Source organism: uncultured Alteromonas sp. (assembly GCF_963976965.1).
Lineage (GTDB): Bacteria > Pseudomonadota > Gammaproteobacteria > Enterobacterales > Alteromonadaceae > Alteromonas > Alteromonas naphthalenivorans.
The window spans coordinates 64432-83584 of sequence record NZ_CAXBMP010000011.1 but is presented as its reverse complement, the minus strand read 5'-3'; the positions used below and the strand labels follow the sequence as shown (position 1 = coordinate 83584).

Sequence of the window (19153 nt, the reverse complement as noted above, 5' to 3'; positions counted from 1 at the left end):
AGCATGATAGAAGTTGGTAGCACCTTGCCCGAGGTGGATTTCAGCCTTTTAGTAAACGGTGAGATGACAAACCCCGGCACTGCCGAGCTTTTTAACGACAAGCGTGTAGTAGTGTTTGCAGTGCCTGGCGCGTTTACGCCAACCTGTTCTCAAGCACATCTACCGGGCTATGTAGCATTGGCAGATAAAATTAAAGCTAAAGGCGTAGATACGGTTATTTGCTTATCGGTTAACGATGCGTTCGTGATGGACGCATGGGGAAAAGCGAATAACGCTGAAGAGATTATGATGCTGGCAGACGGCAACGGTCATTTCACTAAGCAAATTGGTTTAGACATGAATACCAGCGACTTTGGTGGCTTGCGCTCAATGCGTTACGCCATGTTAGTTGAAGACTGCGTAGTGAAAAAAATCAGTGTAGAAGATCCTGGTCGCTTTGAAGTCAGTGATGCCGAGAGCATGCTAAAAAGCTTGTAACAGCAAATTCAATACTAAGCACTAAACCTATTGAAAGGCCTGAGCATACTGTGACGTAATGCTCAGGCTTTTTTTTGATCGTAAAAATTACCACCCAAACCCAGTTAGCAAGCCTAAGTTTGTAAACGTCATAAAATTATAGATAGATTTTTACGATTGCCTAGCCTGAATAAAGTTGATCGCATAGTGTCGTTAAAATGTAATATAACTATGTCGCAAACAGCCAGTGAATAGCGGTTATACGATGAATTGCTAAACGCAACTTTCGGTGCAAACACCGTAGTTACTGACTTCAATGTCAATTTGGTAATGCGAAAGTATGTCATAATCATACGTCGAGTTACCTTTACTTAATTAATGATAATAAGTATCATTTGCATAATTAAAAGCGTACTAGGAAAAGTGATGACAACAACAATCAAGAAGCTAAGTGCCTCGGTATTAGTATTAGCAGTGACCTTATCATTGGGCACAAGCAGCGCCTTTGCAAATGGTGTAATCAGCGAACATGTAAACAATCTTCAAGCTCATATTGGTGAGTACACAGAAGAAGTGCACTGGTTAGAAGAAAAATTCGGCAGTGTTGTTGATGCGTACGAAAAAGACAGCAAAAACGTGGACACAGACGTGTTAATTGAATATTGGGAAGAAGTCGATTTTCATTCTGCGATTGAAACTCAGTACGTACCTGTTTATGCGTCTATATGGCAGGGTATCTATGGCATTAAAATGGGTATCGAAAACGGCAAATCTGTAGAAGACGTTCGCGCAGAGCAAACCAAACTTAATCAAGCCTTGTGGCAAGCGTTAGGCGCAGTTAAACTTGCGTCACAATATCAAAAGCAGGGTTTGGTTGCCAAAGTACAAACCACTGAAGTTGAACCAACCACCGCGCCTGAAGTTATTGACGATATTAAAAAGCGTTTAGATCGCGTAGTGGCTAAATCGGCAGAGCAACTGACTGAAGTTGCCACCACCTTGGTTCACGATACTTACTTACAACGCTTTGAAGGGGTAGAAGGGGCGCTAATTGAATTAGACGCCGACCTAGTTGAAGACTTAGAAAAAGACTTTAACGTAACCCTTCCACAAGCAATTACTGGCGGTAAAGGCGTAGAGGCGGTTCGTGGTGTAGTGGAAACTATGCAAACGAAATTAGATCGCGCTCGTTCCTTGTTAGTAGAAGCAGAAAAAAGTCGTAAAGACGTTTTCTAAGGAATAGTTTTTTCAAATGCAACGTAGAACATTTTTACAAGGTTTAGCCGCCGCAGGTGCGTTAGGTAGTTTACCTATCAGCAGTTTGAGCTTTGCCAACACCATTGCAAGTGTGTCGGTAGAATCCCTTCCTAAGTTGGAAGGTGATCTCACCCTTTATTTAGGGCGTGGCGAAGGTGGTTTGTATGAAAATGTGCTCGATGCCATTAAAAAACGTAATCCACAGCTTAACCTAAAAATTAGACGCGGCGCTTCAGCCGCGTTAGCCAATACCCTTGCTGCAGAAGCAAAAGCAGGGGTGAAGCGCGCCGATTTATTTTGGGCGGTAGATACCGGCAGTATTGGCATGGTAACCGATTCAGGTTTAGCGAAGCCGTTACCTACCGACTTAACCACGCAATTGAAAGACGGTTTCCAATATCCTAGCTGGACACCCGTTACCGGCCGTATTCGTACATTGCCGTATAACACAGAGCGGGTAACCCCCGATCAAATCCCAGATAGCGTAATGGCCTTAGCTGATAGTGATTTAGCGTTGGGTTGGGCTCCGGCTTATGCCTCATTCCAGTCATTCGTTACCGCTATGCGCATTTTAGAAGGTGAAAAGGCCACGGCCGATTGGCTTAAAGGCGTTAATAGCAAAGCGAAAAAATACGCAGGCGAACTTGGCGTAGTCATGGGCGTTGAACGGGGCGAAGTGGATATGGGCTTTGCTAACCATTACTACACGTTGCGCTTAAAAGCCGGTAAGCCAAACGCTAATGTTGCCCTTGCCTATACGCAAAACGATGCAGGCTGTTTAGTCAATGCTTCGGGTATTGTGGCATTAAGCGAAGGTGATTTACCTGTTAACTTTATCCGCTATTTACTGAGCCGCGAAGTACAAGGGTATTTGGCAAGCGAAGCGTACGAAATTCCGTTGGTACAAGGTGTTACACCGCCGCAAGGCTTACCTGCATTATCTGAAATATCGCCACCCGATATGGATCTCAGAAAACTAGCAGATTTACGCCCCACGCTTAACCTTATGCGAAAAGTCGGGGTGCTGTGAGCAACTGGCCAAAGTCGTACCCGCTGGCTCTAATTATCGCGTTAATGGCATTGTTGCCAGTAGGCGTTTTATTTTCGTTAGCATCAGATAGCGCAGAAATTTTCGACACCCACAACTTGCGCGTACTCGGCAACACCGTATCACTTATGGTGCTGACTATTATTGGCTCGGTACTTATAGGTGTGCCTCTAGCGCTCTTTACTGCTTACGTGCAAATGCCGTTCAAACGATTTTGGCTAATTCTTTTAGCTGCGCCCTTAGCCTTACCCAGCTATATCGGTGCGTTCGCCATGTACTTTTCTTTTGGCCGTGGCGGCGAAATAGAAAACGTATTAGGAATTACCACCCCCAGTATTGATGGTTTGTGGGGCTCGGCCTTGGTGATGTCGTTGTACACCTACCCCTTTGTGATGATGACCACACGGGCGTCGTTACTTAGCCTTGATGCCAGCCTAATCAATGCGGCCCGCACCCTTGGTGTATCTTTGTATAAAAGTTTGTGGCGCGTGGTATTACCTCGTGTAGCCACCAGTATTGCAGCCGGTGCTTTATTAGCCGCACTTTATGCACTGTCTGACTTTGGTACGCCTGCCATCATGGGATTAGACACCTTCACCCGCGTTATTTTTGTCGAATACAATGCCTTTGGCTTAAGCCAAGCTGCCATGCTGAGCTTGCAGTTAATGGTGATTGTAGGGTTGATCTTATTCATTGAAAGTCGTATTGGCGGCGCCAAAGAACGCCCCGGCAGGCATTTAAGTTTATGGCCAGCCCGTTGGCAACGTAACCTTATGTTATTAGCGGCAATGCCTATATTGTTGCTGGCTATTGTATTGCCTCTTGCGGTATTCACTCTGTGGCTAATACGGGAAGGTACCGGTGGGTTTGAATTTAGTTATGCGTGGAATTCGGCTTATGCGTCTTTCCTAGCTGCTATTGTGGCTGTTATTTTGGCTATACCCGTTGCCCACGCGGCTATTGCAGGCAAAGCTGGACGTTTAATGGAACGCATTACTTATTTTGGTTTTGGCGTACCTGGCATCGTGATGGGTACTGCATTGGTTTACGTTGGCCTTCAATTACCTTATTTGTATCAAACCTTGGGTTTATTGGTGATGGCGTATGTTCTACGCTTTATACCCCTTGCCGTAGGCAGTGTGCGTAGTACCGCAGAGAATTTAGATACCGGATTAGTGAAAGCAGCACGAGTGTTAGGGGCTAGCCCTCGCGAAGCATTTATGCGCATTACGTTGCCACTTACCTTAAGGGGCATGATAGCCGGTGCCGCTTTGGTGTTTTTAGAAGCCATGCGAGAATTACCTGCCACCCTAATGTTGGGGCCAACGGGGTTTGAAACCTTAGCCACCTACATGTGGCGTGTGTACGAAGCAGGTTACTTCGGCCGTGCTGCTGTACCGGGGTTATTGCTGGTATTGTTATCGGGCTTTGGATTAATATTAATGCTTTCTGGCGAACGCCGGGCCCAGTTTACCGTTTCCGAGGATGATCGTAGTTAATGCTTAAAGTGAGTGAGTTGTCAGTTAATTATGGTGCTACCCGTGTAGTGAATAAGCTCAACCTAGAATTAGGTTCAGACGAAATTCTCATGCTGGTGGGCCCAACAGGCTGCGGTAAAACCACTATCTTACAGGCATTAGCAGGCCTTATCCCTATTTCAGAAGGGCAAATGACCCTTGGCAACTGGACCGCCACGCCGAAGAAAACGGTGCCTCCTGAAAAACGCAATGTAGGCATGGTGTTTCAAGATTTCGCACTGTTCCCTCATTTGACCGTTCAGCAAAATGTTTGCTTCCGTTTAAAAGATACTAAGCTTGCCGATCATTGGCTAAAGCTTCTTGGCCTTGAAGATTTTCGTGATGCTAAGCCTGCTCGTTTATCGGGTGGTCAAAAGCAACGTGTTGCACTAGCCCGTACCTTGGCACACGGGCCGGCATTTGTTTTATTAGATGAACCCCTATCAAACCTAGACGCTGCCTTAAAAGACAGCCTTCGTTGGGAAATTCGCGATGCCCTTAAAGCTGCAGGCGTGCCTGCTATTTGGGTAACTCACGACCAAGAAGAAGCCTTAAGCGTAGGTGACAGGGTAGGGATATTAAATAAAGGCGTACTAGAGCAACTTGCAACCCCAGAAGCATGTTACTCAGAGCCCGCCAGCCGTTTTGTGGCTCGATTTATGGGTGAAGCTAGCTTTATTCCAGGTACCTTCGATAACGGCATCGTTACCACTGACATTGGCACTGTGCCTGGCACATCAGTAGATGGTGCTAACGGCAAGGTAGACTTGTTAGTGCGCCCTGACGATTTAAGTTTACGTGCAGACCATGAATGCCCCAATGGCACTGTAGATTGGGTACGTTACGAGGGGGAAAGCCGCCTTTATGCCGTAACCCTAGACAGCGGCAGCCAGTTAAAGGTACGTGTAAGCCACGAAAACGCCATGAAACCGGGTGCGCGAGCACACATGGCACTCATCACTACGCATCCTTTAGCGGTGTTTTCGCGAGCATAAACTTTCGCACTCGAAGACTAAAAACCCCTATCTACCAATACACTACACCAGTGGTTTAAAATTAAACTGCTGGCACACATTGTAGCCCCCCAGCATTTACGTATAATTCAGCTCGTTTTTGCCCTATGCCTTATTATTAGACAGTTAGGGTAATTAGAACGATATTCCAAGTCAGGTACAGCAATTAAAGGTGAGTAGTGTGAAACAGCGTGATGTAATTGTGATTGGTGCTGGTGCAGCAGGGCTGTTTTGTGCAGCGCAAGCCGGTGCCCGTGGGCGCAGTGTAGAAGTGCTCGATCACGCCAAAAAAGTAGGTCGTAAAATCCTTATGTCTGGAGGCGGACGCTGTAACTTCACCAATATGTACGCTGGCCCTGAAAACTTTCTATCGCAAAACCCACACTTTTGTAAGTCGGCATTAAGCCGCTACACCCAATGGGATTTTATTGGATTGGTAGCAGAGCACGGTATTGCCTATCACGAAAAAACACTCGGCCAGCTATTTTGCGACGACAGCGCGAAAGATATTGTAGAGCTCCTGCTAAAAGAGTGTGATAAAGCGGGGGTAACTATTACCACACGCTGCGACATTGTAAGCGTTGAAAAAACCGAATCAGGTTACACGCTTAACACTTCTTTGGGTGAATACCAATGTGAGTCACTCGTTATTGCCACCGGCGGCTTAAGCATGCCGAAGCTAGGCGCAACACCATTTGGTTACAAAGTGGCAGAGCAGTTCGGCTTAAATGTGCTACCCACTCGCGCAGCTCTAGTACCTTTCACCCTGCAAGATAAAGACAAAGACGTATTAGCCGAACTCAGCGGCATTGCCATAGACGTAAATGCACAATGCAACGACACCTCATTCCGTGAAGCTATGCTGTTTACACATCGCGGCCTAAGTGGCCCAGCCATGCTACAAATCTCAAGCTATTGGGAAGCTGGCGATGCGTTAAGTATTAATACGCTCCCAACTGAAGATGCGCAGGCGCTTATTAATACGGCGCGCACCGACACGCCAGATGCCCTACTGGCAACCTGTTTAAACAAAGTGTTCCCCAAACGCATGGTACAAAGCTTTATTGAATATCATCAATGGCGCAATGTACCGGTGAAGCAGCTGAGCCACAGCGAATGCGAGGCTATTGCTAACACGCTAGAAAACTGGCAAATAAAACCAAACGGCACCGAGGGTTACAGAACCGCCGAAGTTACTATTGGTGGTGTAAACACCAATGAGCTATCGTCTAAAACCATGATGGCTAAAAACGTAGAAGGCCTTTATTTTATAGGCGAAGTGGTAGATGTAACCGGTTGGTTAGGGGGCTTTAATTTCCAGTGGGCTTGGAGCAGCGGCTGGGCAGCCGGGCAGGTGGTGTAGTTGACAATGATTAGTCAGAGCAAGTAGATTAAATGGTTAGCTATGCGCTTGAGTCAAAGCAATAGTTTTTCAGGAAGAGGGTTTTGATATCGAAAATATTTTACTATTCCTCTGTCGATACATTATCTAACCTCAAGACAACAGGGACGGTCAAGAGCGATGAAAGACATGCAGTTCAGAAGGTTATTAGCAAAAAAATTTCATGAACATGTATCTGACGCCTATTGTTTATTGTACTTGCATTTAGAGATAGGGGGGTACTTTAGTCAGTATGCCAATGAGCTATCTAGTGATGAATATGGAGATTACTCAGTCTTTACCCCCACAGAGCGTTCAGACTTTTTAAACGAATCAGGTCTTATGTCCTCTTTTCGGAAAATTGAAGAAGGCGGGTTCAAGGAAATAAACAAGTACTTTGAAACAGCGAACCTACTATCAGTTTTCGTGTTGATGGATGAATTTTTGCATGAAAACTCCAGAAAGTCTCATGAGACCATTGACATTATTTACGACGATATTCGTCATACTGTTCACCTATTGCAAAGCGATATATCTCATAACGACTTTATAACGACAAGAAAACAACGAGACAACCCAATTAGGGTAATGCATTGGAATCATATTCTGACAAACTCTTTTAGCTTTGCATTTGATTTTAAAGCGTTACCAGAGTCAGCATGGACAAATTTTCATAGTAAAAATCGAGAAACACCCAAGATATGCGTATGTAGTTTTGAAAGTGCAGGTGTTGAGTTTGAAATTGACAGAGGTGAGACTGACGTAAGCTTTTTAGCTAAAGATATTCATCCAAGTGTAGATCGCTTTGCTGAAGCTGAGAAAGTCTTGCACTACGCCGTCGAAAATGATTGTGACATTGTTATATTTCCTGAGCTAACTATTCCCAATAATATAGTTGACGAGATAGCCTGCTGGTTAAATACCAATAGAAATAGAGAAAATTCAAAAGGTCATGGGATAAGCCTAGTGATCGCAGGAAGCTTCCACAAATATAACCGTAAGAAAGATGCGTATTTTAATACGTGTACTGCATTGGATCATACCGGCTCAATCGCTTTTACTCATGACAAGATGACTCGATTTACAGGTGACGAAAAGTATGGGGTAGAAAAAACTTCTACAGGGCGTTCCTTGGCAATTATTGAACTCCCATTTGGCAGAGGAGTTACCCTAATATGCAAAGACTTCTGTGACGACAACATGAGAATGCACGATTTTGCTCATCAATCTGGGGTAGATTATTTCTTCGTGCCCACAATGGGAGGTGAAAGCACTATGAAACTCCATGAAACGCGCGTTAAGGCAATCTACAGAATGGCTGGGCCCGTAGTGGCTTTAGTTAACCAAGAACTCGGTGATCCTACCGACAATGGGGCTAGTTCTATTTATCATGGCTTCTTGAGGGGGGAAATAGGAAAAAAAAGTACAATCTCTCGTCTTGGCTATGAATCTTTTGGTAAAGATGTTACGTAGTAAACATTGTAATTGTTTACTAACCAAACTATAGTTATTTCACTTTCTAACATAGGTGACATCATGGTTACGCCAAACGCTCCATCTTCGAAAGAAGAGTTGGAAGCAGTAGAACTATTATCTTCGTTTAAAAATACTGGTATTGATCGTATCGAAGAACTTCCTGATGCTATTTTAAAGTTAAGAGGTTTTGTTAAGACGATCCCAGAATTTATTACAGATTCATTTATTCCATTTATTGAAAGCTTTTTTGATAGGCTTATTGAATCAGCATCTACTGATCAACTGACTCCTCAACAAATTCTTAATGTAGATGCAACATTCGCAGCATCACAGTTAATTTTGAGAGCAGTAGATACCGATCTGACATACGATAAAAATATTGCTTGGCGGACATATAAGCATATTTTTAATGTTCTCGTAAAACAAAAATTATTTAAAGATGAGATAGTTTTTTTATCAAAGCGAAGCCAGCATAGAGGTATTATTCGTTTAGCTTACAATGAGCCTTGCACAGTTCAAGATATAACCAACCAATTAGGTATAACACCTAAACAGAGAGTTTCTAGAATTACAACAGAACTCAAAAGAATGGGGACTATTTCAGAACGACTAAGTGCCACTGATGGGAAAACAAAAGAATATAGCTTAACTGAAAAAGGGAAGAAGGCTTATGTTCTAGTTCGAGAGTTGGAAGGTGAGCAAAAAGTTGAGTACCTAACAGTGAACCACATAAGACCAAGAGAAGCTATTTCCCAAACTTCCGGTCGAATAGTGCCGAGCTTCCATCAGGTTCCACATCAAGTTAGTGTTTCGGAGCAACCTCGAAACACCGAACTGACGAACGTAATACAAGAAGCGTTATCAGATAGTTGTAGAGCAAGTGATTCTTAATTTTTTATATAAAAAATTGGCAGTATTTTAGTTTGACGCTAAAAAGGCCTGAGTTCGATAAAATATCGAAATCAGGCCTTAGTTGTTGTTTAGCCATGAATCCAATGTATTTGTAGGCTTCTTAGTTCGCCCTTCTCATATCAGAATCAATGTCTAATTGGTCTCATTAACCAAAATAACTTTACGATGTGGGAATGGAATTTCAATGTTCGCTTCATCAAGCCCTTTCTTAATTTGCTCAGGCACTGAGTAACGAATATCGAAGTAGTGCTGACCTTCACAGAACGGACGTACAATGAAGTCTACCGAGCTGTTGTTTAAGGTTTCTACTTCAACAAACGGCGCAGGCTCTTTAAGTACATGGGGGTGTTCAGCGAGCACTTTGTCGATAACGGCGCGTGCAGCATCAATACTTTCACCATAAGCAACACCAAAGGTCATATCTACACCGCGAATTTCATGGTGTGAGTGGTTGGTAATTTGCTCGCCCCAAATTTGGCTATTTGGAATGATAATGTGTTGGTTATCGAAGGTTTGCAAAATGGTAGTGAACATATCTATTTCGGTGACTTTACCAAACTTGCCTGCTGCTTCTACAAAGTCATCTACTTTGTAAGGGCGGAAGATAAGTAGCATAACGCCAGCGGCTAAATTAGACAGTGTGCCTTGCAGTGCTAAGCCTACGGCAAGCCCTGCGGCACCCAGCAATGCAATGATAGATGCGGTTTGTACACCAAAACGGTTAAGTACTGCTATGCCCACGAAAGCTAAGATGGTGTAGCGTATTACGCTACCAAAAAACTTAAATAGGGTGTCGTCTAATTGGGGGTATCGACCGGCTAGTGCAACCATGCCTTTGTATGCTTTACCTGCTACCCACATGCCTATAATTAATATAAGTAACGCAAGTAGTATATTGGTGGCCCACGCTAGTGCGCCAGGGAGATACTGATCAACATCAAGTGATGCAATAAATTCTTCCATGCTCAAATTCCTCATAACGATTGATTATTCTTTAATGATTCGTAAGGGTGCTTCAAGCCGCTATGTTATAGGCCATAAACCACATTAAAGGTATTCATCAATAGTATGAAGCTGTGAAAATAAAGCAGCGAAATACACAAGGATTTCACTACTTTATTTTGATTAATCAGATAATTAAACGTTTTTAAAAGGTGTAGCGAACAAAGGCAGCAAACACCTCGGAATCGGAGAATTTAGTATATTCACCGCCAACTGCTATCGAATCCCAACGGTATTGTGTGCCTAACTTATAGGCTTTTTGATCAGAACCTTCATCCCATTTTTGCCATTCTAATCCGCCATAGACTTCCACATTGCTTGTTATCATATGTCGAATATTGGCTTCACCGGTAAAGTACTCGGTTCCGGCTGAAACGGCATTGTCACTGTCGTTTATTTTAATATCAATTTCACCATAGCCGACTTTACCGTCCAGTACTGTGCGATTTGAAAAATGGTGAATATAGCCAACTGCCACTTTCCAGCGGTCGACATCCATGTTTACCCCTTGGGTTTTGTCATCAGCCATAAAGTATGTGGCTTCACCAAAAACGTTCATTCCAAGTACTTTACTTGCCTTAAACTCAAAGCCTTTCGGAGTAAACATATCTAAATCGGCGAATTCCGTTTGCACCAATGAAACCTGTGCAAAGTCGTATGAAGGAGCATTAATAATGGGTTTGTCAGCCGCAAATACAGCACTTGCTGCTAAAAAACAGGTTGGAGCGATAAGAAGTTTATACATTGAATATCCTTATTAGGTTGGGGAACTAATAAGAAGAATAGGGGATGTGAGATGAACGAAAAATGAACGCTAAGTTAATCAATATTCAGGTAAAAAGAGGACATTTTCACTTATGCCTAGCTTTTTTAAACATACTGCATCGATACCACTAGATGCCCCCCACAAACTACAGGTAAATCGTTTCGTATTTGATTGGTGCTAGTTTTTGCAGAATTTGATTCTCTTGTTGATAGGTTAAGCCAACATCACGCATCGCGCCTTGCACATACTCCACTAAAATATAAAATTCTCGCTCTTTAATATTTAAGTCTTTGTGGGTCTCTAGCATGGCCTTGCCTTCGTAGACACAAGGGCCGCCAATAAGCTCGCACGTTTGTGATACCAGTTGTTTGCGTAAATGGCTTTTTGGAACACCATTAAAGTAATGCCCTATAACAGGGTCTTTATAGATGCGATTAATGGCAACACCAAACACAGTGTTAAGAGTTTTACTGCCACCAATTTCATCGTACAGGCTGGTAGCGTTTTGCTTGGCAGTGTGCGTGCTAGAACACCCGTTGATGCCGCCTAACAGAGTAAAAAGTAGCGTGATTACGGCTGTCGTTATGCTTGTTTTGTGTAAATAGGTACTCATCATCACCAACTTAAAAATTAGCAGTGACAGTTAGATAGAAGCCTGTCGAGCTAGGCTGCATAAGCAAGTTGCCTAAATCTACATAAGCTGCGGTGAGGGAAAATGACTTATTGGGAAAGTAAGCAATGAAGGCGTCGGTTACCGTATCTTCTTCTGCTAGCCCGCCTAGGCGATTGGTTTGCGTTCTAAACTCAACGCCGACCACGGTTGACGGGCTGGTTAGTAGCGCCAAAGAACCTTCCCATTCCAGTTTATAACTATCGTCATTTTCACTAGCAAAACCAAGTAACCCAAAGGTGTTTGCTTTGGTATAGCGGGCGGTCAGATTGGTCAATAGGTTGAAACCGTTAATATGGCCTAAATAAAGCTTGGTTGCAGAAACAAAAACATCAGTACCGCTATCATCTTTAGCCCCAAGTATGCGCGCTACACCTTGATTAGGAAGCGGGCCGGTGCCATCGGGCAATAGAAGCGTGGTATCAAAATCTCGGTGTTTTTTATATTGTGCGCCAATAGCCACTTGGGGTACCCAAGTGCGTTGGTTAAAAACGCCATCACCCAATATTTTCACTTTTGCAGACACAATATCTATGTCGATACGGGTAGATTGTGCGGCGCTAATTGCCCCATCGGTAAGTAAGCTGAAAACATTGCTGGTAATGCCAGATGAAATATCTAGAGTTTGTCGTTGTACGCTTAATTCAACGCGATCGTAAATGCCAAGGCTGGCACCAAAGGTGGTTAAGGTGTAGTCGTTTAAATGAAGGTATTGAACATTCGCGGTACCGTTAATTTCTTCTTTACTGCCATAGCCGCTAATAAAGGCCCAAGGCGTGATACCGCCACCAGCGGTGCCTTCAAATCCAGTAACGCCGCCCGTTGCAGTTAGGCGAGAGCCCGTGTTTGCACTGCTGAAAAATGAAATTAAACAAAAGCCTAGGCAAAAAAATGTTGCTTTAATCATAAATTCCCTTTCTTGAAGCTTACCTAAATAATAGGTAAGTTTTGTCAGAAATAAAGCCTTACTCGTGCTTTTCCTAAGCTGCAACCGTGAAGCGATTTTTGCCAGCCCGCTTAGACTGGTATAGCGCTGTGTCGGCAGACTCCATCATCGATTTCACATCTAAGGCAATAAGCTTGTTTTGATGATGATAAGCCACGCCCAAGCTCGCGGTTACACTAAAATCTGCGCCTTCTTTAGTGGTAAACCGGTGACTCCTGATATTTTCAAGGATTCGCTTGGCTATTTCTTTAGCTTGTAGCAGTGTGGTGCGGGGAAGGGCAATTATAAATTCGTCTCCCCCAATACGTGCAATAACGTCATTAGTACGTAGTGTATTTGCCGCTGTGTGTGCCACGGTTTTAATGACTTCGTCGCCTACGTGATGACCAAGGTTGTCATTAATGTGTTTGAAGTTATCTATGTCGAAAGAGATGAGTGCCAAGCCTACGTGACTGGGGTTCAGCTTAACTAGGTTGTGCTCGAAATAATCAAAGAAGTAACGCCGATTGTGTAAGCCAGTAAGATCGTCTCGAATAGAAAGGGCCAATAGCTTTCTTGAGTTTTTATATTGGAAAACCACAAAAATAAGTAACAGTGCAAAGATGACTACTACGCCTACCAGCATCATATTTTTCTGCCGTACTTTCAGCGATTGCTCCCTGGCCGTAGCCGCTTGAAGTTGTGTTTGTTGTTTTAGGAGGGCAATTTCTTTGTCTTTACGCTCGGCTTCCATTGTGGCTTGTACTTGGGTGACATATTCTGAATTGTTTAAACGCTGCAACTCAAGGAAGTCTTTGTAATACCTATGAATAAATTCAAAAGCCTGCTCAAAGCGATTATCTTTAAATGCCACTAAGCCTGCAATGTAATCAAGCTCTAAGTGCCACTGCGTATTGTGCAATGCTTCTATGCCGTTAAAAATAGTGCGTGCTTTCGATAAATCTTGTTTAGCCTCAGCCAAGTTATCAAGGGTTAAATTGCATAGGGCGCGTTTTTTGTAAAGTTCTGCGTTGTAATCAATGGGGCCCGATAAGCCCAGCGCATCATCGATAGCATCAATGGCAAGGTTACACTCTCCTCTTTCTGCCATTGTCATAGCGCGGCCATAATGCAAATAGAAATTTTCGCTGTGATTGTTGGTAAAATTCAGCGCTATTTCGTAACGGTCAAAGTAAGAAAGTGCATCATTCCAATTCTCCAGCTTTCGGTTCACCATAGCTAGGCCCAATAAGGTACTGGCAACATGGGGTTGGTAGCCAATGGACTCGAAGAAGGTAAGCGCACCTTCGTAATACTCAATGGCTTTTGTGTAATTACCTAAATAGTTATAGGTGTCGCCTAAGCTCTCTTCTAACAATCCATTAAAAAAGGGGTTGTTTAAAATGACGAGATTTTTATAAGCATCTTGCAGTATTAGGGTGGCCCGGTAGTAGTCTCCGGAAAGTGCAAATCCGTAACCTAACTCTCTAATAGCAAGCACGTAAATAGTACTGTTAGGCTCTTCTTTAGCGACTTCAACTGCATACTTCAGCGTGTCGATAGCGCCAGAAATATTGCCTGTTTGATGCATCCGGCTCCCTTTTAAATAAAGCCATAGTGCATTTTGTTCGTTGGTCATCACATTGGTGAATATTGCGACAGTGGCAAGGGTGGCATCCATTTCTTTGTATAAGGTTAATACACTCTCGGTTTGGGCTTTTCGTAACAACAGCCAAACTTTGCCGTCATCACTGAAGTCATTTGACTGCGCAAGTGTGACTAATTTTCGGTAGGTTTGCTGAGGGTATAGAAAAATAGCATTTTCAAAGTCGTGTAATGCATTTTCACTAATTGTGCCTGGCATAGTGTCAGAAACAGGTACTGCTGTAGGTGCGGTATCAAGAGTTGCAGACACAGGAAAAGAAAGGCTAACCAGCACCCCCCAAATGGCGAAAAGCATCAAAAAACAGATGCGTCTATGTACTACAGCCAAAAAAAGCCCTCCGAATGGCTACAAACTTGCTTAATTAACCTGCAATCTGGCACTAGGTTAGTATGAAAAGTGTTCGGAGTGAAGCGACATTTTTGCTTATTTTGTAAAGACTAAAGTTTGCCAACTGACACCTTGGCGGTGCAGTTTGTCGCTAGAGTCTGTGTTATGAATTAAGGTTAAGCCACAGGATTTTGCGAACTCGATGGTGTCCCTTGCATTAACCGGATTAGCCACCCGTTCGTCATCAAATTTCCCGTGTCGCAAAGTAATGACTAGGAGCCCTTCGGTTAAAAGCAATTGGCTACATCGTTGCAAGCTTTGTTGTTGCTGAACGTGGGTTAAGTGCATCCATACCGCGCTAATCAAAATTAACCCGTAGTGTTGCTTTTTCTGTGATGTGAGTAAGGGCAGGGTATCTTTAATCCACGTTACTGACTCTCCCGTAAAGGCAATGCCTGATTGCATTAGCGCGGTTGCAGGCTCAATAGCGGTTACGTGATTTCCCAAATCGGCCAGCGCTTTCGCGTCTCTGCCTGCTCCTGCACCTATGTCTAAGATAGTGGTATGGGTTAGCGACGGTATATGTGACAACCAATCGCCATGTACATCCTCAAATGCAACACTAGTGTATTGTGAAGCAAGCTTTGAAGCGTGCTGGTGGTAATACGCGATGTGTTTATTGTACTTCATGGTGTTAGCTGTTCTTTTGAAATGTGTTTAACCACTTGGCTAAAATCGCCAAGGGCATGTGATGCCTGTTCTGTCCAATGCCAAAACAAAGGCACACCTAATTGTTTGCTAGGAAATAGCGAGATGAGCTGACCCGATGCCACTTCTTGTTTAACTTGTAAGGTTGGCAATAACGCCCACGCTACGCCTTCTACGGCCATTTTTGCAAACCCATGAGATGACGGATACCAATGACATGTGGTTAGCGACGGCGGAAAGTCTAAACATTCTCGCTGATAGTCGGTGAGTAGGGTGACATCAAATTCGTCATAAAGTAACCCCGGTGTGCCCATTACTCGTTCAGGGTTTATGTCATTTTGAAGGTAACGCTGTATAAATCCAGGCGAAGCATAGAGTTGATAATTCATAGTACCAAGCCTTGCTGATTGCCCGCCGGTAATGGGAGTGCCAGTTTGGCTAATGCAGGCCATGACTTTACCTTGCTGCAATAAGGTGCGGGTTTGGGTTTGATCAGCATTATAAATATGTACGGGGTTAGAACGCATTTCACTAAATCTTGCCATCACCTCAGTAAACCAGGTCGCCAGCACATCGTTGTTTACTGCAACACTCAGTGGCGAAGCATGGTCAGCCGCCCCGCTGCGTGTGGTTAGCTGCTCTTCTAACACACTCACTTTTTGCACGTGAGACAAGAGTTGTTCGCCAAGTGGCGTGGCTTTAAGCGGTTTCATGCGCACTAAAACCGGCCCGCCCACTTGTTGCTCTAATCGCTTTATCTTTTGTGAAACTGCCGACTGAGTCAGGTTGAGCGCTTGAGCGCCGCGCTCAAAACTGCCGTAGCGTAGCACTTCGCGAAAACTGTGTAGGGCAGCATAATCAAGCATGATGAAAGCAAGCACTCTTATTTAAATAGGTATTCCCAGTATTATTAATTAATTTAATAGCAAAGAAAAATTATTAATTTAATTTAGTTTGAAAGAGTAGCTAAAATCAACGCCTATTTTTTATTCATTCAATTTTTGAGGTTTAGTTCATGTTTGCGGCAGCGTTGAGTGGTTTTGTGATGGGCGGCACCCTAATAATCGCCGTCGGTGCGCAAAATAGTTTTTTAATCGAACAGTCTTTGAAGCGTCAATGGACCGGGTTGTTCGTACTGCTGTTTATAGTGAGCGATGCCATTTCTATCAGCTTAGGAGCAATGGGATTCGGGTTGCTGTTACAAGAATATCCTTTGTTGGTATCAGTCACTAAGTGGGCGGGCGTTATCTTTCTTTTGTGGTTCGCGTTTAACAAACTCAAAGCCTCTATGGCTGATGATGCGTTGGTACTTGAAATGTCGAAGAAGCAAACGTCATTTAAGCGTGCGTTTCTGATTGCTATGGCGGTGACGTGGTTGAATCCTCATTTTTACTTAGATACGCTGCTATTAATGGGTAACTTGGCCAGCCAGTGGCAGCTAAATAAATGGTGGTTTGTCCTCGGTGCAGTTTGGGCATCTATCGTATGGTTTGTTGGGCTAAGTACCCTCACCGCTAAATTTGCGCACCATATGCAGCGCCCGTCATTTTGGCGTTGGTTTAACCGCTTAAACGCAGCGGTACTAGGGGCGGTAAGCATTCAATTGGCTAGCTTGTAGTATAAAAATATTAGTGAAAGCTTTTCGGTAAGCAGCCAATCGCAAGAAGGAGAGGCATATGAGCTGGATTTATTTGATTGTGGCTGGCTTATTAGAAATAGGTTGGCCGGTGGGGTTAAAGCTATCTCAAGAAGCTGAAACCCGCGTGCTGGGGATACTGTTAGCCGTAGGTTTTATGGCGGCCAGTGGTTTTTGTTTATGGATGGCGCAAAAAAATATTCCGATAGGTACTGCTTACGCGGTGTGGACTGGCATAGGTGCGGCGGGTACGTTTCTAGTTGGGGTTGTATTTTATGGCGATCCGACTTCTGTCGCGCGCTACTTTGGCGCAGCACTTATCGTGGCGGGCGTAGTGGTATTGAAATTAGCCCACTAACCCCACTAAAAGAATGTGGCGTTTAAAAAAGCTCAGGGAATACCTGAGCTTTTTTGTGTGCGGCTAACAGTAGCGATTAGTTAGCGTCTAGTTAGGGTTTAGCTGGGCGCGAAGTGCAGTTAAAAAGGTGTCGATGCGTTCGGCGTTTTTACCTAAATCGCTTTTTCCAACCCGAGATTTACTGCGAATATCTACAAGGGTGTTATCGTCTTTTGCTTTTAGGCGAATAACCACATCATCTTTGAATCCAAACCACTGGGTGGTGTCAGTCGCTTCTAATGTATAGGGCAATGCGCCATCGGACACACGCTCCCAGCCTAATACGTCAATAGTTTGTTCACTAGCTGCAAAGACTTCATCAATGCTTTGCGCCAATAATTGGGTTCTAATTTCAGGGTAAGCATCGATTTGCTGACGTGTTACCTCACCACCCTCGTAAGTAATAGGGTTAGGTGCATTTTCACGTAGCGGCGCAATAGCCACAAACGCCGGAGGGTTGGTCACATCGGTAGTGATATCGTGAATAGGCGGTACGGTACTGGCTTTGCCCATCATGCTAACAGGCATGGCGACAGCAATTAACGCTAATATAGCGAAAACAAACGTACTGCCCCAGCTGACGCTTTTACGTTTTATTAGTACTTGTAGAATGATAAGTATAATGGCTGCGCCACCCACATATACGCCATAGCGCAGAGAGGTAAATGCGGTGCCTAAATCAACGCCTGCGTACTGATATAGCGGGCCTGGTAATACCACCATTAAAAATCCAATAATGCTGGTCAGTGCAATGAGTGCTTTCAAGTGAGCTCCTAATTATTATTGTTGCTTTGTATAACATAACTTTAACAGTCATTGGGCGCTTTTGGTTCAAATTTTCCACTAAATTTGCGAGTAAAGCGCTTGATCCGTCGCAAAAACCTTTGCAAGCAGTGAAAGGACGAAGGAGTCAGAAGCACTAGTGGCGTTTACATAAGGGGAATAGAGTAACTTCTGCTATGCTATATGCTGATACAAACATGAGGTTTACTATGGGGAATGCCCAAGAGATCCCTTCTTTTAATGCGACGAATGCACAGAAAGTGGAAGTGCTGTTAGACATACTTTCCACAAAAAAAGCAGAGTTTGAAGAAGGGATGACAGAGTATGCGCTAATTTCGCAACTTAAGTCGCCACCCTATCAGTTGTTCAATGACAACGCGCTGCGCGATTCCCTAGCATTGTTTAATACCCACTTCATCTTGTTTCATACCCTATATTTGCTTAGAAATCTCTGGCGTGATGCCTCGGTGGGTGAGCTAGATATTCATACTACACGCATCATTCTATTGCCCTTGAAAGCGAGTAGTCAAAGCGCCTCTGTGAGAAACGCCACTACATTAGATAAAAGCGATCCGCTTGCAGAGTACTACCTGAACTGGCAAAACTTGGCCAGCACTGGTGAAGCTGATGTAGAGGCTTTATTGAATGGCTTTTGGCAGCGAATGATGGGGGCTGAGCCCGCTTTCGATTCAAAAGAAAGTATTGTGCAATGTCACACTTTACTCAACTTAGAGGAGTCTGTGTCAATCACGTTACCGACGCTTAAGAGGCATTACAAGAAGCAGTTGGCAACAGTGCACCCAGACAAAGGAGGTAGCCACGAAGCAGCGCAAAATGTTATTTCGGCGTACCAAACCTTATTGCGGTATTACGGGCTCTAATACTAAAAGTTGAATGAAAAGCGTGTTTTACAACCTTAGGGTACCGCTACAGTATAAAAATACTGCAACTGACCGATAAGATCAGCACCTTTAACTCCCTTTACTTTTAATCTTTAGTATAAGCGCGCACAATGTAAAGCTTGTGTCAGATATGTCATGAATAGGGTGTCCCATTATTCATACTGGCCGATGAGTAACCCTTTCGTCACAGTAAATTGATACGTTGTGCGTTACTGCGATGTCGCGCCGCATTTGAAGCATACGATCTCATTAGTCCAGTTGATGTGATCGGGCTGAGTAATGCCAATGTATTTATAACTCGGCGCATGGAA

At 43.9% G+C, this 19153-nt stretch carries 19 protein-coding genes; 11 read left to right on the top strand and 8 right to left on the bottom strand.

Annotated elements, in window-relative coordinates:
• The first annotated feature begins 3 nt into the window (after positions 1–3).
• The 8 genes from AAC006_RS10590 (at position 4) to AAC006_RS10555 (ending at position 9039) form a co-directional block, all read left to right on the top strand.
• Positions 4–477, top strand: coding sequence for a peroxiredoxin (locus tag AAC006_RS10590; protein WP_013786062.1), 474 nt, complete (start codon positions 4–6; stop codon positions 475–477).
• Between the two features lie 405 nt (positions 478–882).
• The gene (locus tag AAC006_RS10585) at positions 883–1692 is read left to right on the top strand and encodes a hypothetical protein (RefSeq protein ID WP_013786061.1); all 810 of its coding nucleotides are present in this window, start codon (positions 883–885) and stop codon (positions 1690–1692) included.
• 16 nt (positions 1693–1708) lie between these two features.
• Positions 1709–2743, top strand: coding sequence for an extracellular solute-binding protein (locus tag AAC006_RS10580; protein WP_126872668.1), 1035 nt, complete (start codon positions 1709–1711; stop codon positions 2741–2743).
• On the top strand, positions 2740–4260 hold the full coding sequence (locus AAC006_RS10575; RefSeq protein ID WP_013786059.1) for an iron ABC transporter permease: 1521 nt from the start codon (positions 2740–2742) through the stop codon (positions 4258–4260). Before AAC006_RS10580 ends, AAC006_RS10575 begins: the two co-directional genes overlap by 4 nt.
• Positions 4260–5273 carry an ABC transporter ATP-binding protein gene (locus AAC006_RS10570; RefSeq protein ID WP_013786058.1) on the top strand — a complete coding sequence of 338 codons (1014 nt, stop codon included), beginning with the start codon at positions 4260–4262 and terminating at the stop codon, positions 5271–5273. Before AAC006_RS10575 ends, AAC006_RS10570 begins: the two co-directional genes overlap by 1 nt.
• Positions 5274–5472: 199 nt before the next feature.
• The gene (locus tag AAC006_RS10565; protein ID WP_013786057.1) at positions 5473–6654 is read left to right on the top strand and encodes an NAD(P)/FAD-dependent oxidoreductase; all 1182 of its coding nucleotides are present in this window, start codon (positions 5473–5475) and stop codon (positions 6652–6654) included.
• Between the two features lie 168 nt (positions 6655–6822).
• On the top strand, positions 6823–8145 hold the full coding sequence (locus AAC006_RS10560; RefSeq protein WP_288388871.1) for a nitrilase-related carbon-nitrogen hydrolase: 1323 nt from the start codon (positions 6823–6825) through the stop codon (positions 8143–8145).
• 63 nt (positions 8146–8208) lie between these two features.
• Complete coding sequence (locus AAC006_RS10555; protein ID WP_013786055.1) at positions 8209–9039, top strand: helix-turn-helix domain-containing protein; 831 nt, start codon at positions 8209–8211, stop codon at positions 9037–9039.
• Positions 9040–9192: 153 nt separating this feature from the next.
• Here AAC006_RS10555 and AAC006_RS10550 read toward each other — a convergent pair whose 3' ends face one another.
• From AAC006_RS10550 to AAC006_RS10520, 7 genes are all read right to left on the bottom strand, one after another.
• A complete protein-coding gene (locus AAC006_RS10550; RefSeq protein ID WP_013786054.1) occupies positions 9193–10023 on the bottom strand; it encodes a mechanosensitive ion channel family protein in 831 nt (276 codons plus the stop codon).
• Positions 10024–10207: 184 nt separating this feature from the next.
• Entirely contained in the window at positions 10208–10807 is a 600-nt protein-coding gene (locus AAC006_RS10545; RefSeq protein WP_126872667.1) for a hypothetical protein, read from the bottom strand.
• A gap of 166 nt (positions 10808–10973) precedes the next feature.
• Positions 10974–11441: a group 1 truncated hemoglobin gene (locus tag AAC006_RS10540; protein WP_126872666.1), complete on the bottom strand. Its 468-nt coding sequence runs from the start codon at positions 11439–11441 to the stop codon at positions 10974–10976.
• 10 nt (positions 11442–11451) lie between these two features.
• Complete coding sequence (locus tag AAC006_RS10535) at positions 11452–12405, bottom strand: DUF3034 family protein (RefSeq protein ID WP_126872665.1); 954 nt, start codon at positions 12403–12405, stop codon at positions 11452–11454.
• Positions 12406–12478: 73 nt separating this feature from the next.
• On the bottom strand, positions 12479–14416 hold the full coding sequence (locus AAC006_RS10530) for a diguanylate cyclase (protein WP_126872664.1): 1938 nt from the start codon (positions 14414–14416) through the stop codon (positions 12479–12481).
• 96 nt (positions 14417–14512) lie between these two features.
• Positions 14513–15106 (bottom strand): class I SAM-dependent methyltransferase, encoded by a 594-nt coding sequence (locus tag AAC006_RS10525; protein WP_013786049.1) that lies wholly within the window; start codon positions 15104–15106, stop codon positions 14513–14515.
• A complete protein-coding gene (locus AAC006_RS10520) occupies positions 15103–15990 on the bottom strand; it encodes an ArgP/LysG family DNA-binding transcriptional regulator (RefSeq protein ID WP_126872663.1) in 888 nt (295 codons plus the stop codon). Before AAC006_RS10520 ends, AAC006_RS10525 begins: the two co-directional genes overlap by 4 nt.
• A 149-nt stretch (positions 15991–16139) precedes the next feature.
• Here AAC006_RS10520 and AAC006_RS10515 point away from each other — a divergent pair, with 149 nt between their 5' ends.
• Together AAC006_RS10515 and AAC006_RS10510 are read left to right on the top strand one after the other, a co-directional pair.
• On the top strand, positions 16140–16742 hold the full coding sequence (locus AAC006_RS10515; protein WP_126872662.1) for a LysE family transporter: 603 nt from the start codon (positions 16140–16142) through the stop codon (positions 16740–16742).
• Positions 16743–16800: 58 nt separating this feature from the next.
• Positions 16801–17118, top strand: coding sequence for a multidrug efflux SMR transporter (locus AAC006_RS10510; RefSeq protein WP_126872661.1), 318 nt, complete (start codon positions 16801–16803; stop codon positions 17116–17118).
• Positions 17119–17205: 87 nt separating this feature from the next.
• Here AAC006_RS10510 and AAC006_RS10505 read toward each other — a convergent pair whose 3' ends face one another.
• The gene (locus AAC006_RS10505; RefSeq protein WP_126872660.1) at positions 17206–17922 is read right to left on the bottom strand and encodes a DUF1499 domain-containing protein; all 717 of its coding nucleotides are present in this window, start codon (positions 17920–17922) and stop codon (positions 17206–17208) included.
• Positions 17923–18149: 227 nt separating this feature from the next.
• Between AAC006_RS10505 and AAC006_RS10500 the strand changes: the two genes are divergently transcribed.
• Positions 18150–18821 carry a DNA-J related domain-containing protein gene (locus AAC006_RS10500; protein WP_041453106.1) on the top strand — a complete coding sequence of 224 codons (672 nt, stop codon included), beginning with the start codon at positions 18150–18152 and terminating at the stop codon, positions 18819–18821.
• The last annotated feature ends 332 nt before the right edge of the window (positions 18822–19153 follow it).

What these genes read in the sequence shown, in the direction of transcription:
- AAC006_RS10560 (WP_288388871.1), top strand. Translation starts at nt 6,823, where the DNA reads ATGCAGTTCAGAAGGTTATTAGCAAAAAAATTTCATGAACATGTATCT.
- AAC006_RS10570 (WP_013786058.1), top strand. Translation starts at nt 4,260, where the DNA reads ATGCTTAAAGTGAGTGAGTTGTCAGTTAATTATGGTGCTACCCGTGTA.
- AAC006_RS10550 (WP_013786054.1), bottom strand. Translation starts at nt 10,023, where the DNA reads ATGGAAGAATTTATTGCATCACTTGATGTTGATCAGTATCTCCCTGGC.
- AAC006_RS10500 (WP_041453106.1), top strand. Translation starts at nt 18,150, where the DNA reads ATGGGGAATGCCCAAGAGATCCCTTCTTTTAATGCGACGAATGCACAG.
- AAC006_RS10540 (WP_126872666.1), bottom strand. Translation starts at nt 11,441, where the DNA reads ATGAGTACCTATTTACACAAAACAAGCATAACGACAGCCGTAATCACG.
- AAC006_RS10555 (WP_013786055.1), top strand. Translation starts at nt 8,209, where the DNA reads ATGGTTACGCCAAACGCTCCATCTTCGAAAGAAGAGTTGGAAGCAGTA.
- AAC006_RS10515 (WP_126872662.1), top strand. Translation starts at nt 16,140, where the DNA reads ATGTTTGCGGCAGCGTTGAGTGGTTTTGTGATGGGCGGCACCCTAATA.
- AAC006_RS10520 (WP_126872663.1), bottom strand. Translation starts at nt 15,990, where the DNA reads ATGCTTGATTATGCTGCCCTACACAGTTTTCGCGAAGTGCTACGCTAC.
- AAC006_RS10590 (WP_013786062.1), top strand. Translation starts at nt 4, where the DNA reads ATGATAGAAGTTGGTAGCACCTTGCCCGAGGTGGATTTCAGCCTTTTA.
- AAC006_RS10580 (WP_126872668.1), top strand. Translation starts at nt 1,709, where the DNA reads ATGCAACGTAGAACATTTTTACAAGGTTTAGCCGCCGCAGGTGCGTTA.
- AAC006_RS10545 (WP_126872667.1), bottom strand. Translation starts at nt 10,807, where the DNA reads ATGTATAAACTTCTTATCGCTCCAACCTGTTTTTTAGCAGCAAGTGCT.
- AAC006_RS10535 (WP_126872665.1), bottom strand. Translation starts at nt 12,405, where the DNA reads ATGATTAAAGCAACATTTTTTTGCCTAGGCTTTTGTTTAATTTCATTT.
- AAC006_RS10525 (WP_013786049.1), bottom strand. Translation starts at nt 15,106, where the DNA reads ATGAAGTACAATAAACACATCGCGTATTACCACCAGCACGCTTCAAAG.
- AAC006_RS10585 (WP_013786061.1), top strand. Translation starts at nt 883, where the DNA reads ATGACAACAACAATCAAGAAGCTAAGTGCCTCGGTATTAGTATTAGCA.
- AAC006_RS10510 (WP_126872661.1), top strand. Translation starts at nt 16,801, where the DNA reads ATGAGCTGGATTTATTTGATTGTGGCTGGCTTATTAGAAATAGGTTGG.